Consider the following 15,415-nt stretch of genomic DNA (forward strand, 5'->3'; position numbering starts at 1 on the left):
GACACCGCAGGGCCCATCCGCTCGAGAAGGGAACGCCATGCCGTCCACACCGCGGCGCGCCGCCGTCATCGGGGGCAACCGGATCCCGTTCGCGCGTGCCAACGGGCGCTACGCCCGCGCGTCGAACCTGGACATGCTCACCACCACGCTCGACGGGCTGGTCGCCCGCCACGGGCTGGCCGGCGAGCGGCTGGGCGAGGTGGTCGCCGGGGCCGTGCTCAAGCACTCGCGCGACTTCAACCTCACCCGCGAGGCGGTGCTCGGGTCGCGGCTGGCCCCCTCCACCCCGGCCTACGACGTCCAGCAGGCATGCGGGACCGGGCTCGAGGCCACGATCCTGGTGGCGAACAAGATCGCGCTGGGGCAGATCGAGAGCGGTGTCGCGGGCGGGGTCGACACCGCGAGCGACGCCCCGATCGCGGTCAACGAGGACCTGCGCAAGGTGCTCGTCGCGCTGAACGGCGCGAAGACGGTGCAGCAGCGGCTGGCGCTGCTCGCGAAGCTCCGGCCGGGGCAGATCGTGCCGGACATCCCGCGCAACTCCGAGCCGCGCACCGGACTGTCCATGGGCGAGCACGCGGCGATCACCGCCCGGGAGTGGGGCGTCTCCCGCGAGGCGCAGGACGAGCTGGCGGCCGCCAGCCACCGCAACCTCGCCGCCGCCTACGAGCGCGGTTTCTTCGACGACCTGGTCACCCCCTACCTGGGGCTGACCCGGGACGACAACCTCCGCCCGGACTCGTCGGTGGAGAAGCTGGCGAAGCTCAAGCCGGTGTTCGGCAGGCAGTTCGGCGACGAGGCCAGCATGACCGCGGGCAACTCGACCCCGCTGACGGACGGCGCCGCGCTCGCCCTGCTCGGCTCGGACGAGTGGGCCGCCGAGCACAAGCTGCCGGTGCTGGCCCACTTCGTCGACGCCGAGACCGCCGCCGTCGACTACGTGCACGGCGGCGGAGCTCGCGGAGCCGACCACGAGCACGGGCGCGACGGGCTGCTGACCGCGCCGGTGTACGCCGTGCCGCGGCTGCTCGAGCGCAACGGGCTCACCCTGCAGGACTTCGACTTCTACGAGATCCACGAGGCCTTCGCCTCGACGGTGCTCGCCACCCTCAAGGCGTGGGAGGACGTCGAGTTCGCCAAGGACCGGCTCGGCCTCGACGCCCCGCTCGGCTCGATCGACCGGTCGAAGCTCAACGTCACGGGCTCGTCGCTCGCCGCCGGGCACCCGTTCGCCGCGACCGGCGGCCGCATCGTCGCCACCCTGGCGAAGCTGCTGCACGAGAAGGGCACCGGCCGGGACGGGAAGAAGGCGCGCGGGCTGATCTCGATCTGCGCCGCCGGCGGCCAGGGCGTCGTCGCGATCCTCGAGGCGGCCTGATGCGCACCGGCCCGACGAGCGCCGGCTCGACCAGCACCGGCCCGATCAGCACCGGCCCGACCAGCACCGGCCCGATCAGCACAGCACTCTCTCCCGCGGAGGAGACATGAGCACCGACCGCTTCCGGGACCTCTCCAACACCGCCCTCGCCGGCCGGCTCGGCGTGCCGCGGGTGCCGTTGCTGCGCCGCTACGAACCCGGCCAGGCGCTGCTGCCCGGGCCCGCGCTGGTCACCTCGGTGGGCGCCGGCCGCTTCGCGAAGCCGATCACGGCGCTGGTCGAGGAGTCCGGCCAGCAGGTGGTCGACGCGGTGGGGGAGCAGAAGCTCGCCGCGGTCGTCGTCGACCTGACGGCGGCCACCACGCTCGACGACCTCGCCGCGGCCCGCGCGATCCTCACCCCGGCCGTGCGCAAGCTGGCCCCGTCCGGGCGGCTGCTGCTGCTCGGTGCGGAGCCGGCGGAGGCGTCGGCGAGGTCCGGCGTCGAGGCGGCCGCGACCGCCCAGGCGCTCGACGGCCTGGTGCGCACGATCGCCAAGGAGCTGCGCGCGGGCGCGACCGCGAACCTGCTGGTGGTGGCGGCCGACGCGCCGCCCGCGGCCGTCGACAGCTCGGTCCGGTTCTTCCTGTCCGCCCGCTCGGCCTACGTCGACGGGCAGGTCGTGCGGATCGGCGCGCCGGTCGGGACGCCGCGGGACCCGGCCGCGATGGACAGCCCGACCCTGCCGGAGAAGCCGCTGGTCGGGCGGGTCGCCGTGGTCACGGGGGCGGCCCGGGGCATCGGCGCGGCGATCGCCGACACCCTGGCGCGGGACGGGGCCGCCCTCGTCGTCGTCGACGTCCCGGCGGCCGGGGAGAACCTGGCGGCGGTGGCCAACCGCACCGGCGGCACGGCGCTGCAGCTCGACATCACCGCCGTCGACGCGCCGGAGCGGCTGATCGCGCACCTGAAACAGCGGCACGGCCGGGTGGACCTGCTGGTGCACAACGCCGGCATCACCCGGGACAAGCTGCTGGCCAACATGGACCCGGACCGGTGGAACGCGGTGCTGAACGTCAACCTGCGCGCGCAGCTGCGGATCACCGAGGCGCTGCTGGCCGACGGCACCCTGCTGCAGGACGGCTCGCGGATCGTCTGCGTGTCCTCGCAGAGCGGCATCGCCGGCAACCGCGGGCAGGCCAACTACGTGGCCTCCAAGGCCGGGATCATCGGCATGGTCCGCGCGCTCGCGCCCGTCGTCGCCGAGCAGGGGGTGACGATCAACGCGGTCGCGCCCGGCTTCATCGAGACCGAGATGACCGCGAGGATGCCGCTCGGCACCCGCGAGGCCGGCCGGCGGGTCAACTCGCTGCGCCAGGGCGGGCTCCCGGTCGACGTCGCCGAGACGATCGGCTGGCTCGGCCAGGCCGACTCCGGCGGGGTCAACGGGCAGGTCGTGCGGGTGTGCGGCCAGTCGATGCTGGGGGCGTGATGATCGGCCTCTACGCGAAGGCGGCGGTCGGCGCGGTCCTGCCCGGGCGGGCCCGCACGCTGCCGGACACGGTCCTCGAGCGGACGGTCACGCCGGAGGTCGGGCACCTCGCGGACTACGCGCGGGTGTGCGGGTTCCCGCTGGGCGACGCGCTGCCGCTCACCTACCCGCACGTCCTGGCCTTCCCGCTGCAGATCGGGCTGATGGCCGCGCGGTCCTTCCCGCTGCCGCTGCCGGGGCTCGTGCACGTCGCCAACCGGATCACCGTGCACCGGGCGGTCGGGCTCGGTGAGCGGCTGGACCTCCGGGTGCGGGCCGAGCGGTTCGCCGCGCACCCCCGCGGTGCCCAGGTCGATCTGGTGGCCGAGGTGTCCGTCGACGGCGCCCGGGTCTGGGACGGGCGCAGCACCTACCTGGCCCGCGGCGCCCAGGCCCCGACCGGCCTCGCCGGCGAGCTGCCGGACCTGCCCGAGGTCGACGGTCCCGCGGCCGCGGTGTGGCGGGTGCCGGCCGACGCCGGGCGCCGGTACGCGGCGGTGAGCGGGGACGTGAACCCGATCCACCTCAACCCGGTCACGGCCAAGGCCTTCGGGTTCCCGCGGGCGATCGCGCACGGGATGTGGACGGCCGCCCGGGCGCTCGCCGCGCTGCAGGGTCGGGTGCCGGAGGCGGCGACACTTGAGGTGGGCTTCCGCAGGCCGCTGCTCCTGCCGTCCATGGTCGAGCTGGTGACCGAGCCGGCGGAGGAGGGCTGGGACCTGGCCGTCCGGAACCGGAAGGGCGCGGTGCACCTGACCGGGACGGTCCGCCCCGCCTGAGCCGCTCCCCCGTTCGGCCTAGACTCCGCCCATGGCGGACCGTCAGCTGCGGCCCGGTGGCTTCGTCCTGGGGCTGCCGGTCCGGCTGCTGCTCAGCGCCGCGGTCGCCCTGGCGAACCTCGGTGGCGCGGCCGTCGTGTTCGTGCTGGCCGCGTGGGTGGTGCCGGACGGGCGGGTCGCCGATCCGGGGCAGGTCCGGCTGGTCAACATCGCGGTGTTCGCGGGCTATCTCGTCGTCGTCACGCCGCTGGGGCTGGTGGTCGGGCGGGCGCTGTTCCGGCTGCGCGGCCGCGGTGCCCGGGTCGACCCGGAGCGGCGTGCGCGGCGCCTCGTGCTCCACGGCCCGCTGCGGCTGGTGGTGGTGCTCGCCGTCCTCTGGGCCGGCGCCGTCGTGCTGTTCGCGCTGCTCAACCTGCAGTTCTCGCCCCGGCTGGCCTTCTCGGTCGCCGCCACGATCACCATCGGCGGGGTCGCCACCTGCTCGCTGTCCTACCTGCTGGGCGAACGGATCCTGCGCGGACCGGCGTCGGTCGTCCTGGCCGGCGTGCCGCCGCGGAGCCGGGCGCTGCCGGGCGTGCTCCTGCGGCCGGTGCTGTTCTGGGCGCTGGGCACCGCCGTCCCGGTGTTCGGGCTGCTCCTCGCCGGGACCACGGCGCTGGTGTTCCGGGACGTCACGGTGGACCGGCTGGCCGTGATGATCCTCGGGATCGGTGCCGCCGCCCTCTTCGCCGGCTTCCTCACCACGATCGGCGCCGCCCGGTCCACCGCCGACCCCGTGATCGCGGTGCGGCGGGCCATGCAGCGCGTCGAGAAGGGCGATCTCGACGTCGCGGTCCCGGTCTACGACCACACCGAGCTCGGCCGGCTGCAGGCCGGGTTCAACACGATGGTCGAGGGGCTGCGGGAGCGGGAGCGGATCCGCGACCTGTTCGGCCGGCACGTCGGGCGGGAGGTGGCCCGGGCCGCCGCCGCGTCCGACGACGTCGAGCTCGGCGGCGAGGTCCGCCGGGTGGCCGTGCTGTTCGTCGACCTCGTCGGCTCCACCAGGATGGCGGCGGAGCGGCCGCCCGCCGAGGTCGTCGAGGTGCTCAACGAGTTCTTCGCCGTCGTCGTCGGCGTGGTGGAGGAGCACGGCGGCTGGATCAACAAGTTCGAGGGCGACGCCGCGCTCGCCGTGTTCGGCGCGCCGGTCACGGTCGACGACCCGGCGGGTCGCGCGCTGGCGGCCGCCCGCGTGCTGTGCGACCGGCTGGGCGACGAGCTGCCCGAGCTCTCGGCGGGGATCGGGGTGTCGGCCGGCGACGCCGTGGCCGGCAACGTCGGCGACCCCCGGCGCTACGAGTACACCGTGATCGGCGACCCGGTGAACGAGGCGGCGCGGCTCACCGACCTGGCCAAGTCGCGCGGCGGGATCGCGGCCTCCGGGGCGGCGGTCGCCCTCGCGGACCCCGAGGAGGCGCGGCACTGGCAGGTCGGCGAGGCCGTGGTGCTGCGCGGGCGCGGGGTGCCCACGGACGTCGCCGTCCCCCGTTCCCGCAGCTCCGAGCCGGTGGTGAGCGCGGACTGACCGTCGAGCGGCCGCACGCGGCGGGCCGTTCGCGCATCAGCCGGTGTTCTTCATCCCCGCCGCGATGCCGTTGATCGTGAGCAGCAGGGCGCGCTCGAGGTCGGGGTCCTCCCCACCGTCGGCACCGCCCCGGCGGCGGCGCTGGTCGAGCAGCTCGACCTGCAGGTGGTGCAGCGGCTCGAGGTAGCCGTTGCGCACCGCGAGGGTGTTGCGCAGCACCGGGTGCCGGTCGAGCAGCACCGGGTCGCCGGTGAGCGCCAGGACCTCGCGCAGGGTGCGCCCGTGCTCGGCGCGGACCAGCTCGAACAGCTCCTGCCGGCCCGGGTCGACCAGCGTCGAGACGTAGTAGGAGGCGATCCGCAGGTCCGTCTTGGCCAGCGTCATCTCCACGTTGCCGAGCAGGTTGGCGAAGAACGCCCACTCGCGCATCTCGTCGAGGACCTCGCCGTAGCCCGCCTCGCGGGCCGCCTTCAGGCCGCTGCCCAGGCCGTACCAGCCGGGCACGACCATCCGGGTCTGGGTCCAGCCGAAAACCCAGGGGATCGCGCGCAGGTCGTCGAGCGACGGGGTGCCCTTGCCGGGGCGCTTCGACGGCCGGGAGCCCACGTTGAGCCGGCCCAGCTCGTCGACCGGGGTCGCGGCGGTGAAGAACTCCGGCAGCGCCGGGTCGCCGACCAGCTCGCGGTACGCCTTCTTGCCCGCCTCGGACACGCATGTCATGACCTCGTCCCAGCGGGCCAGGGTCTCGTCCGGCCAGCGGGAGGCCTTGTGCAGCACGCTCGCGTCGAGCATCGCGGCGAGCAGGATCTCCAGGTTGTCGTGCGCGAGCGAGGGCAGCGAGTACTTGTCCGAGATGACCTCGCCCTGCTCGGTGAGCTTCATCGCGGCGTCGACGCTGCCGTAGGGGGCCGACGCGATCGCCTCGCCCGCGGGCCCGCCGCCGCGGCCGACCGAGCCGCCGCGGCCGTGGAAGAGCCGCAGCGTCACGCCGTGTCTCGCGGCGACGTCCCGCAGCTGCCGCTGGGCCCGGTGGATCTCCCACTGCGAGCTGGTGATGCCGGCGCCCTTGTTGGAGTCCGAGTACCCCAGCATGATCTCCTGCAGGTCGCCGCGGTTGCGCACCTGCTGCCGGTAGCCGGGATCGGAGAGCAGTCCCTCGAGCAGCGGGCCCGCCTGGGAGAGCTCCTCGACCGTCTCGAACAGCGGCACCAGGTCCACCGACGAGCGCGGGTTCGAGTTCAGCTCCACCATGTACGACTCGCGGGCGAGGACGGCGACGGCGAGCAGGTCGTCGACGTCCCGGGCCATCGACACGATGTAGGTCCGGGCGACCTCCGGGCCGAACTCGTGCTGGACCTCGTGCAGCATGTCGAAGGTCGCGATGACCGGTGCCGCGGCCTCGGGCACGCCGTAGTGCCGGCGGATCAGCGGCCGGTGCCCCTGCAGCTCCCGCGACAGCAGCTCCCGGCGCTCCTCGCGGGTCAGCTCCGCGTACGGCTTGTCGAGCTCACCGAGCTCGTCGTAGATCGCGCCGAGGGCGTCGTGGTGCTTCTGGCTGTGCTCGCGGATGTCCAGCTCGGCGAGGTGCAGGCCGAGCGCGCGGGCCGCGCGGATCGCGCGGGCGAGGGTGCCGCCGGCGATCCGCGCGCCCAGGTGCCCGCGCAGCGAGCGGTCCAGGATCCCCAGGTCGGCGACGTACTCGGCCACACCCAGGTAGTCCCGCCCGGCGACGTGCGGGCCGTGGTTCGCGATCCTTGCCCGGGTGTTGTCCAGCCGCGCCCGGACGTAGGACAGCTTGAGCCGGTACGGCTCGTGGGCGTTGAGCCGGATGAACCGGTCGTGCACCTCGGGCAGCGACCGGCGGTCGCGGGCGAGAGCGCCGCGCAGCTCCTCGGACACGCCCATCACCCGGGTGGAGATCGACAGCTCCTGGATCAGCTGATCGACCAGCGCGCCGTGGATCCGCAGCGCGCGGTCCGAGTACAGCTCCAGGACCTCGCGGGTCACCTCGGGCGTGACGTTCGGGTTGCCGTCCCGGTCGCCGCCGACCCAGCAGCCCAGGCTGAGCGGGCGCGAGCCCGGCGGGACCTCGAAGCCGTGCGCGCGCACCTCGGCCTCGAACTCCCCGATCAGGTCCGGCACGGTCCGGGTGCCGAGCTGCTCCATGAACCAGGCGACACCGCGGGCCTCGTCGGTGACGGTGGGCTTGCCGGGCCGGATCTCGTCGGTCTGCCAGAGCAGGTCGACCAGCGCGCCCAGCTCGTCGTCCGACGCCCCGTGGTCGAGTCCCTCGGCCACCCGGCGGAGGATCGCGAGGACGGACTGCCGGGAGGACTCGGTGGGGTGCGCGGTGAACACGGGCCGCAGCTGGGCCCGGGCCAGGACCTCCTGCACCGCGCCGCGGTCGGCCTCGGCGGCCAGCCGCTCCAGCACCGTGTGCAGCGGGCGGCGGTCGGTCGGACGCAGGTTGCGCAGCTCCCGGGAGCGGTGCAGCTGCTCGGCGACGTTGGCCAGCTGGAAGTACTGCGAGAAGGCCCGGGCCAGGACGACGGCGGTGCCGGTGTCCAGGCCGGACAGCCGGCGGGTCACGGCGTCCGGGTCGCCGCCCTCCCCGCCCGCCTCCCGGGCGAGCTTGCGGACCTCCTCCACGAGCTCGAGCACCTCGTCGCCGGCCTGCAGCGCGACCGTCCGGCCGAGCATCGTCGAGAGCCTGCGGATGTCGGCGCGCAGGGCGCTGTGCTCGGTCTCGGAGACGACGCCGGAGTGCGCGGCCAGGGAGTCCGGGGCGAGGAGTTCGGTGCGGTGGGCGCTCGCGGTCACCGTGCTGGGGCTCCGTTCACGGGAGGGGCCGCTCGCGGCGTCGGGAACGGCGGGACGACCGCCATCGTCGCGCCCGCGCCGGGACGGGGCCATCGCTGACGGCAGGCCGTAACCCGCCGTTGACATCCGGGTCCTCACGCCGGAGCCCCGAGAACGCCGGACGGGCGGCCCCGCGTGGGGCCGCCCGCCGGGTCGGGGCGCGGACGTCAGCTCGGGACGGCGTCCAGGTCGGTGGCCAGCAGTTCGGCCAGCGCGTCGAGCGAGGCCTCGCCCTCGGCGTCGTCACTGCTGGTCAGGACGACCTCCTCACCGGAGTTCACGCCGAGCCCCAGCACCGAGAGGATGCTGCGGGCGTCGACCGGGCCGCGGTCGCCCGCGGCGATGGTGACCTTCGCGGGCTGCTGCCCGGCGGCCTTGCAGAACAGGTTGGCGGGGCGGGCGTGCAGCCCCACGGACGATCCGACCTTGACGCGGCGCTCGGCCATGACGATCTCTCCCTCGACGACGATCAGGCGTGGGCGGCGGCGCGGGGCGCCGACGTGGACTCGGTGGTGGCGGCGGCCTTCTTCTGGCCCACCGACTTGAGGACGATCACGATCGCGGCGGAGACGAGCGTCCCGGCGACGATCGCCACCAGGTAGCCGAACGGGTTGCCGATCAGCGGGACCACGAAGATGCCGCCGTGCGGGGCCCGCAGCGTGGAGCCGAAGGCCATCGACAGGGCACCGGTCACGGCGGACCCGGCCATGAGCGACGGGATGACGCGCAGCGGGTCGGCGGCGGCGAAGGGGATCGCACCCTCGGTGATGAAGGAGGCCCCGAGCAGCCACGCGGCCCGGCCGTTCTCGCGCTCGGCCTCGGTGAACAGCTTCTTGCGGACGGTGGTGGCCAGCGCCATGGCCAACGGCGGGGTCATCCCGGCGGCCATCACGGAGGCCATGATCAGCAGCGCGGTCTGCGAGTTGGTGGACAGCCCGGCGACGGCGAAGGCGTAGGCGGCCTTGTTGACCGGACCGCCCATGTCGAAGGCCATCATCAGGCCGAGCAGGGCGCCGAGCAGGATCGCGTTGCTGCCGGACAGGCCGTTGAGCCAGCTGGTGAGGCCGGTCGTGACGGCGGCGAGCGGCTGTCCGATCACCACGAACATGATCCCGCCGATGACCGCCGTGCCGACCAGGGGCAGCACCAGCACCGGCATGATCCCGGCGATCGCCTTGGGGGCCTTCCACTTCTTCATCCAGAAGACGAGGCCACCGGCGAGCAGACCGGAGGCGAGGCCGCCGATGAACCCGGCGTGGACCTCGACGGCGACCAGCCCGCCGACGAAGCCCGGCACGAGCGCGGGCCGGTCAGCGATCGCGTAGGCGATGAAGCCGGACAGCACCGGCACCAGCAGACCGAAGGCCAGCGAGCCGAGCTGGAACAGCAGGGCCGCCCAGCTGGTGTGCGAGGTCCAGGAGAAGCTCTCGGTGACCGACGGGGCGTCGCTGATCTGATAGCCGCCGAGGGCGAAGCCCAGGGCGATCAGCAGCCCGCCGGCGGCGACGAACGGGATGACGTACGAGACGCCGGTCATCAGCCAGCCGCGGACCTTCGACCCGACACCGGGGCCGGTCTGCTTGACCGCGAGCTGCGGCTCGGCGGGTGCCGCGGCCGTCCCCTCCGGGGCCGCCTCGGCGGCCGCGACCGCCTGCTCGATCAGCCCCGGCGCCCCGCCGATCGCCTTCTTCACCCCGGCGGTCACCGTGGGCAGGTGGGCGAAGCGGTCCTTGTCCCGGACCTCGACGTCGGCCGCGAGGATGATCGCGTCGGCCTCGGCGAGCTGCTCCGGGGTGAACGGGGTGGAACCGGCCGAGCCCTGCGTCTCGACGACGATCTCGTGCCCGGCCTCCTCGGCCGCGACCTCGAGGGCCTCGGCGGCCATGTAGGTGTGTGCGATGCCCGTCGGGCACGCGGTGACGGCCAGCAGCTTCACGCCCCGACCTCCTTCCGGATGTAGTCGGCGACGTGGCCGGCGTCGGTCGCGCCGAGGAGCTCGTCCTTGAACGCCTTGCGGACCAGCCGGCGGGCCAGCGCGGCCAGCACCGTCATGTGGTCGGTGTCGCCGCCCTCGGGAGCGGCGATCATGAAGACGAGCCGGGCCGGCCCGTCCTCGGCGCCGAAGTCGACACCTGCGGTGCTGCGGCCGAACGCGAGGCTCGGCACGGTGACGGCGGCGGACCGGCAGTGCGGGATGCCGATCCCGCCCTCGAGCCCGGTCGGCATCTGCTGCTCGCGGGCCTCGATGTCGGCGAGGAACTGCGCGAGGTCGGTCACCCGGCCCGCCTTCTGCAGCCGCTCGGCCAGCGCCTGGACCGCCGCCCGGCGGTCGGTCGAGGGCAGGTCGAGGTCGACGAGATCGGCGGTGATCAGCTGGTCGGTCATGCGGCGTCTCCAGTGAGGACGAGGTCGGCGTGCGGGATCCCGACGCGGACGTCGGCGAGCGGGAGCTCGTGGGGGCCGGGCATCTCGCTGCCCGGCAGGCGGCAGGCCGCGGCGCCGTACGCGACGGCGCGGGCCAGGGCGTCCGGCCCGGCGCCCCCGGCGGCCAGGAACCCGGCCAGGGTGGCGTCGCCGGCGCCGACCGTGCTGCGCACGGTCACGGGCGGGGTCGCGGCGTGGTACTCGCCGGACTCCTCGACCAGCACGGCGCCGCCGGCGCCGAGGCTGACGAGGACCGCGCCGACCCCGGCGGCGCGGAGCTCACGGGCCGCGGCGAGCACGTCGCCGAGGCTGGCGAGGGGCCGGCCGACCAGCTCGGCCAACTCCTCGTGGTTGGGTTTGACGAGGTCCGGCCGCGCCGCGACGGCGGCGGCGAGCGGGGCCCCGCTGGTGTCCACGGCGGTCCGCGCGCCGGCCCGCCGGACGAGGGCGGCGTGGAAGTCCACGGGCATGCCCTCGGGCAGCGACCCGCAGGTCACCAGCCAGTCCGCGCCGCGGGCGCGGGCCACGGCCTGCTCGGTGACCTCGTCGACCTCCTCGGCGGTCAGCACCGGGCCGCTCTCGTTGATCTTCGTCGTGGTGCCGTCCGGCTCCACGAGGGTGATGTTGGAGCGGGTGGCGCCGTGGATCGGGACGGTGACGGCGGGGACGCCCAGGGCGTCGAGCAGGCCGTTGAGCCGCCCGCCCGGGGCGCGGCCCGAGGGCAGCACCGCGAGCGCGTCGACGCCGGCGCGGGTGAGCGCGCGAGCGACGTTGACGCCCTTGCCGCCCGGGTCCAGCCGCACGGACAGGGCGCGGTGCACCTCGCCGCGGACCAGCCCGGCCAGCTCGACGGTCCGGTCGAGGCTGGGGTTGGGGGTGACGGTGACGATCAACGCTTCACCTCCTCGTGAAGTCGGTGGGGACGGGAGTTCGGGTCAGGCCCGGACGACGCGCGGGCCCGCGGCCTCGATGGCGGCGGTGGCGGCGTCGTCGAGCCCGGTGTCGGTGACCAGGGCGTCGACCTGGTCCAGCCGGGCGAAGCGGACGAACTGGTCGGTGCCGTACTTCGCCGCGTCGGCCAGCACGACGGCACGCCGGGCGGCGGCGATCATGGCCCGCTTGGCGGCGGCCTCGGCCGGGTCGGGCGTCGTGAGCCCGCGCTCCGGGGAGAAGCCGTTGGTGCCGAGGAACGCGACGTCGACGGTGAGGGTGGCCAGGGTGTCGGTCGCCCAGTCGTCGACCGCCGCCATGGTCGTGCCACGGACGCGGCCGCCGAGCAGCCGCAGCACGACGTTCGGCCTGGTGGCGAGCATCGAGGCGATCGGCAGGGAGTTGGTGACGACGGTCAGCTCGCGGTCGGTCGGCAGGGCCGAGGCGAGACGGGCGGTGGTGGTGCCCGCGTCGAGCAGGACGGTCAGGCAGCCCTCGAGCTCGGTCAGGGCGGCCTTGGCGATGCGCTCCTTCTCCGGGCCGGCCACCGTGTCGCGCTGGCCGATGGCGGGCTCGAAGTCGAGGCGGTCGGCGGGGATGGCGCCGCCGTGCACCCGGCGGACGAGGCCCTGACGCTCCAGGGTGCCGAGGTCGCGCCGGATGGTCTCCGGCGTGACCTGCAGCTCCTCGGCCACGGCACCGACGTCCACCCGGCCGGCGTCGCGGGTACGGGTGAGGAGCCACTGCTGTCGTTCCGCTGCGTACATCTTCGTTCGCTCCCGGATCGGTGCCCGAATCGGCTTGCTTGTTTCCGAGTATGTGGGTTTTACTGGTGTTCGTCAACGGGTCACGACGAAGTCATCCGAACGGAGCGAGGGAGTTCGCAATGCAGCTGAACGGCATCCCTGCCAGTCCCGGGCGTGCGGGAGGACGCGTCGTGCGCGTCGCCGACGCCCCCGGCGAGCCCCCGGTCGGGCCCGTTCCCACCGACCCGGACACCGAAGCGGGCAGGATCGGACCCGCGATGGAGCTCGTGTCCGCCCGCCTGCAGGCGCGCGCCGACGCCGCGACGGGCGACGCGAAGGACGTCCTCGAGGCGACGATCACGATGGTCGGCGACCCGGCCCTGCTCGAGAACGCCGAGAACCTGGTCCGCGCGGGCCGGCCGGCGCCGCGGGCGGTGTGGGAGGCCGCGAACACCTTCGCCGACATGCTCGCCGCGATGGGCGGCTACATGGGCGAGCGCGCGACGGACGTCCGCGACGTCCGCGACCGGATCGTCGCCGAGCTGCAGGGCCTGCCCGCGCCCGGCGTGGCCGATCTCGCCGAGCCCGCGGTCCTCGTGGCCGCCGACCTGGCGCCCGCCGACACCGCCGGCCTGCGCCCGGGCATCGCGCTCGCCCTGGTCACCGAGCAGGGCGGGCCGACCAGCCACACGGCGATCCTCGCCCGCTCGCTCGGCATCCCGGCCGTCGTCGGGTGTGCGGGGGCGCGGGAGCTGGTCGAGGGCGGCTTCGCCGTGGTCGACGGGACCACCGGCTCCGTCGAGGAGGTCGACTCGGCCGAGGAGGCGGCCGTGATCGTCGACGCGGTCGAGGCGGTGGAGTGGGACGGCACCGGCCGGACCGCCGACGGGCACCTCGTCCCGCTGCTGGCCAACGTCGGCGACGCCGAGGGCGCCGCGGCCGCGGCCGAGCGCCGGGCGCAGGGCGTGGGCCTGTTCCGGACCGAGCTCGCCTTCCTGTCCGCGACCGAGGAGCCCTCGGAGAAGCGCCAGCGCGAGGTGTACGACGGCGTGCTGGGCGCCTTCGCGGGCAAGCCGGTCACGGCCCGGACGCTCGACGCCGGCGCCGACAAGCCGTTGCCGTTCCTGACCCTCGACGGCGAGCCCAACCCGGCGCTGGGCGTGCGGGGCCTGCGGATCGCGCGCGTGCCCGGGATCGGGGCCGACGTGCTGGAGCGTCAGCTCGCCGGGCTCGCCGCGGCGGCGAAGGAGACCGGCGCCGAGCTGAAGGTGATGGCGCCGATGGTCGCCACCGCCGAGGAGGCGCGGTTCTTCGTGCAGCGCTGCCGGGCGCACGGGATCACCAGCGCGGGCGTGATGATCGAGATCCCGGCGGCCGTGCTGGTCGCGCGGGAGATCATGGCCGAGGTGGACTTCGTGTCCGTGGGCACCAACGACCTGGCCCAGTACCTCTTCGCCGCGGACCGCCAGTCCGGGCCGGTCGCCGCGCTCAACGACCCGTGGCAGCCCGCGCTGCTCCGGCTGATCCGGATGCTCGGCGAGGCCTCCGCGGAGACCGGCGTGCCGGTCGGGGTGTGCGGCGAGGCCGCGGCCGACCCGGCCCTCGCCCCGGTGCTGGTGGGCCTGGGCGTCGCGACGCTGTCGATGGGCTCCGGCGCGCTGGCCGCTGTCGGCGCCTCGCTCGCCGGCCTCACCCTGGAGCAGTGCCGCGCCAAGGCCGACGCCGCCTGCGCCGCCCCGGACCCCGTCGGCGCTCGCCGGGCCGTGGCCACTCCGTGACTGCCGCTGGAGGGGCACTGCGCACGCACGACCCCCGGTGAGCCGGGGGGCGGTCGGAACGGTGTCCGGCAGAGAACGCCGCGGCGCCGGGCCGGGCTCGGTTCGCGCTGCCACAGCGGGACCGCGCCGGCCGCCGCGACGACCGGGTCAGCGCGGGTGCTTGCGCGGGCGGCCGGGGCCGCGCTTGACCGGCACGACCTCGCCGTCCCGGAAGATCTCGCCACCCCACACGCCCCACGGCTCGCGCCGGCGCAGCGCCCCGGCCAGGCACTCGGCGCGCATCGGGCAGCCGGCGCAGGCGACCTTGGCGCGGTCGAGATCAGTGGGGTCGTCGGCGAACCACAGCCCGGCGTCCGCGCCGTGGCAGGGGAGTTCGGTGGGGAGGAGTTCCGCGGGCCCGGCTGCCGTCCCCCCGGCAGCCGGTCCCGCGAGCGCGCCCGCGATCGTCCTCACCCCCATGCACCCCCCCACGATCGCCGGCGCTCCGGCCCCCCGGCCGGAGTGTCCGCCGCGCCCGTCGCCCTCCCCCCGGCGGTGGGACCGGGCGCGCACCCGTCGAACGGCGCCTCCCGGACGGCCCCACCGTCCACCGCAACCGGTGGCGAGGGGCGCAGCAGCACGGGGTCCACCCTGCCGCCCGGCGCCGCCGCGGGGATCCGGGAAAGTCCCCAACCCGTCGCCAGACGCCCCCTAGGGGTCCCCGCGGCTTACCCCGGGTTCGTGCGTCGTTGGGTCGCAGCATCCGGCGCCGCGTTGACGCCGGCTCGCTCGTTCGTGATCACTACGCGTGGACCGGCGCGGTCGGAAATCGACCGTTCGGGTCCACGAGCGGTGATCAGTCGGCGACGGCCCGAGGGCCGCGTCCCTCGCCCCGGCCCTGATCGCTGTTCCGGACCGATCCGGGCCGTGAGCGGCCGCCCCGGGTCCCGAATGGTGATCACGGTCGCGAGATCCGTCGGGACCGTGCGTCACGACGACGCGGGGGCGGCCGCATCGCCCGCACCCCGTGCTCGATCCCGACGTGGGCGGCGCGTTCGGCGCGCTCGAACGCCGGCGAGCGCTCAGCCGCTGACCGCCGCCTGGCCCAGCGCCTCGGTGAGCAGCGCGCGGACGTGGGCGCTCTCCGCGGTGTAGTAGACGAACGTGCCCTCGCGCCGCCCCTCGACCAGCCCGGCCAGCCGCAGCTTGGCCAGGTGCTGGCTCACCGCCGTGGGCGCCGCGCCGACCAGCTCCGCGAGGCAGGCCACCGAGGTCTCGCCCTGCAGGAGCGCCCAGAGGATCTTGATCCGGGTGGGGTCGGCGAGCAGGCGCAGCGAGTCGGCCGCCCGGCGGACCTCCTGCTCGGACGGCATCGCGAAGTCCGGGATGCCCTCGTGCACGCCGGGAGTCTAGCGAACATCTGAGCGGCCGTGCAGGTGTCCGGCTCACTCACCAGCTGACTGCG

The 15,415-nt window shown here is 75.1% G+C and carries 13 protein-coding genes; 5 read left to right on the forward strand and 8 right to left on the reverse strand.

The features are described from left to right. Positions 1-37: 37 nt before the first annotated feature. The 4 genes from ACFQH9_RS14050 to ACFQH9_RS14065 all read left to right on the forward strand — a co-directional run bounded on the left by ACFQH9_RS14050 (position 38) and on the right by ACFQH9_RS14065 (position 5,234). Positions 38-1,378: an acetyl-CoA C-acetyltransferase gene (locus tag ACFQH9_RS14050; protein ID WP_379566496.1), complete on the forward strand. Its 1,341-nt coding sequence runs from the start codon at positions 38-40 to the stop codon at positions 1,376-1,378. Between the two features lie 106 nt (positions 1,379-1,484). Beyond that, entirely contained in the window at positions 1,485-2,849 is a 1,365-nt protein-coding gene (locus tag ACFQH9_RS14055) for a 3-oxoacyl-ACP reductase (RefSeq protein ID WP_379566497.1), read from the forward strand. Then, positions 2,849-3,667, forward strand: a complete 819-nt coding sequence (locus tag ACFQH9_RS14060; protein ID WP_379566590.1) for a MaoC family dehydratase — start codon at positions 2,849-2,851, stop codon at positions 3,665-3,667. The genes ACFQH9_RS14055 and ACFQH9_RS14060 overlap by 1 nt, the downstream gene beginning before the upstream one ends. A gap of 31 nt (positions 3,668-3,698) precedes the next feature. Further along, complete coding sequence (locus tag ACFQH9_RS14065) at positions 3,699-5,234, forward strand: adenylate/guanylate cyclase domain-containing protein (protein WP_379566499.1); 1,536 nt, start codon at positions 3,699-3,701, stop codon at positions 5,232-5,234. Positions 5,235-5,270: 36 nt separating this feature from the next. Here ACFQH9_RS14065 and ppc read toward each other — a convergent pair whose 3' ends face one another. The 6 genes from ppc to ACFQH9_RS14095 form a co-directional block, all read right to left on the reverse strand. Next, positions 5,271-8,054, reverse strand: coding sequence for a phosphoenolpyruvate carboxylase (gene ppc / locus ACFQH9_RS14070; protein WP_379566501.1), 2,784 nt, complete (start codon positions 8,052-8,054; stop codon positions 5,271-5,273). A 206-nt stretch (positions 8,055-8,260) separates the two neighbouring features. Next, positions 8,261-8,539: an HPr family phosphocarrier protein gene (locus ACFQH9_RS14075; RefSeq protein WP_379566503.1), complete on the reverse strand. Its 279-nt coding sequence runs from the start codon at positions 8,537-8,539 to the stop codon at positions 8,261-8,263. A gap of 23 nt (positions 8,540-8,562) precedes the next feature. Next, positions 8,563-10,029, reverse strand: coding sequence for a PTS fructose transporter subunit IIC (locus ACFQH9_RS14080; RefSeq protein WP_379566505.1), 1,467 nt, complete (start codon positions 10,027-10,029; stop codon positions 8,563-8,565). Continuing rightward, positions 10,026-10,478, reverse strand: coding sequence for a PTS sugar transporter subunit IIA (locus ACFQH9_RS14085; protein ID WP_379566506.1), 453 nt, complete (start codon positions 10,476-10,478; stop codon positions 10,026-10,028). The genes ACFQH9_RS14080 and ACFQH9_RS14085 overlap by 4 nt, the downstream gene beginning before the upstream one ends. Beyond that, positions 10,475-11,410 carry a 1-phosphofructokinase gene (pfkB, locus tag ACFQH9_RS14090; protein WP_379566507.1) on the reverse strand — a complete coding sequence of 312 codons (936 nt, stop codon included), beginning with the start codon at positions 11,408-11,410 and terminating at the stop codon, positions 10,475-10,477. Before pfkB ends, ACFQH9_RS14085 begins: the two co-directional genes overlap by 4 nt. Positions 11,411-11,452: 42 nt before the next feature. Beyond that, positions 11,453-12,214: a DeoR/GlpR family DNA-binding transcription regulator gene (locus ACFQH9_RS14095; RefSeq protein ID WP_379566508.1), complete on the reverse strand. Its 762-nt coding sequence runs from the start codon at positions 12,212-12,214 to the stop codon at positions 11,453-11,455. Positions 12,215-12,333: 119 nt separating this feature from the next. Here ACFQH9_RS14095 and ACFQH9_RS14100 point away from each other — a divergent pair, with 119 nt between their 5' ends. Continuing rightward, the gene (locus tag ACFQH9_RS14100) at positions 12,334-13,971 is read left to right on the forward strand and encodes a phosphoenolpyruvate--protein phosphotransferase (RefSeq protein WP_379566509.1); all 1,638 of its coding nucleotides are present in this window, start codon (positions 12,334-12,336) and stop codon (positions 13,969-13,971) included. A 147-nt stretch (positions 13,972-14,118) separates the two neighbouring features. Here the strand turns inward: ACFQH9_RS14100 and ACFQH9_RS14105 are convergent, their stop codons facing one another. After that, positions 14,119-14,424, reverse strand: coding sequence for a WhiB family transcriptional regulator (locus ACFQH9_RS14105; RefSeq protein WP_379566511.1), 306 nt, complete (start codon positions 14,422-14,424; stop codon positions 14,119-14,121). A gap of 608 nt (positions 14,425-15,032) precedes the next feature. Beyond that, a complete protein-coding gene (locus ACFQH9_RS14110; protein ID WP_379566512.1) occupies positions 15,033-15,350 on the reverse strand; it encodes an ArsR/SmtB family transcription factor in 318 nt (105 codons plus the stop codon). Positions 15,351-15,415: the final 65 nt, after the last annotated feature.

The sequence above is a fragment of the Pseudonocardia lutea genome, from assembly GCF_042658055.1.
GTDB classification, from domain to species: domain Bacteria; phylum Actinomycetota; class Actinomycetes; order Mycobacteriales; family Pseudonocardiaceae; genus Pseudonocardia; species Pseudonocardia lutea.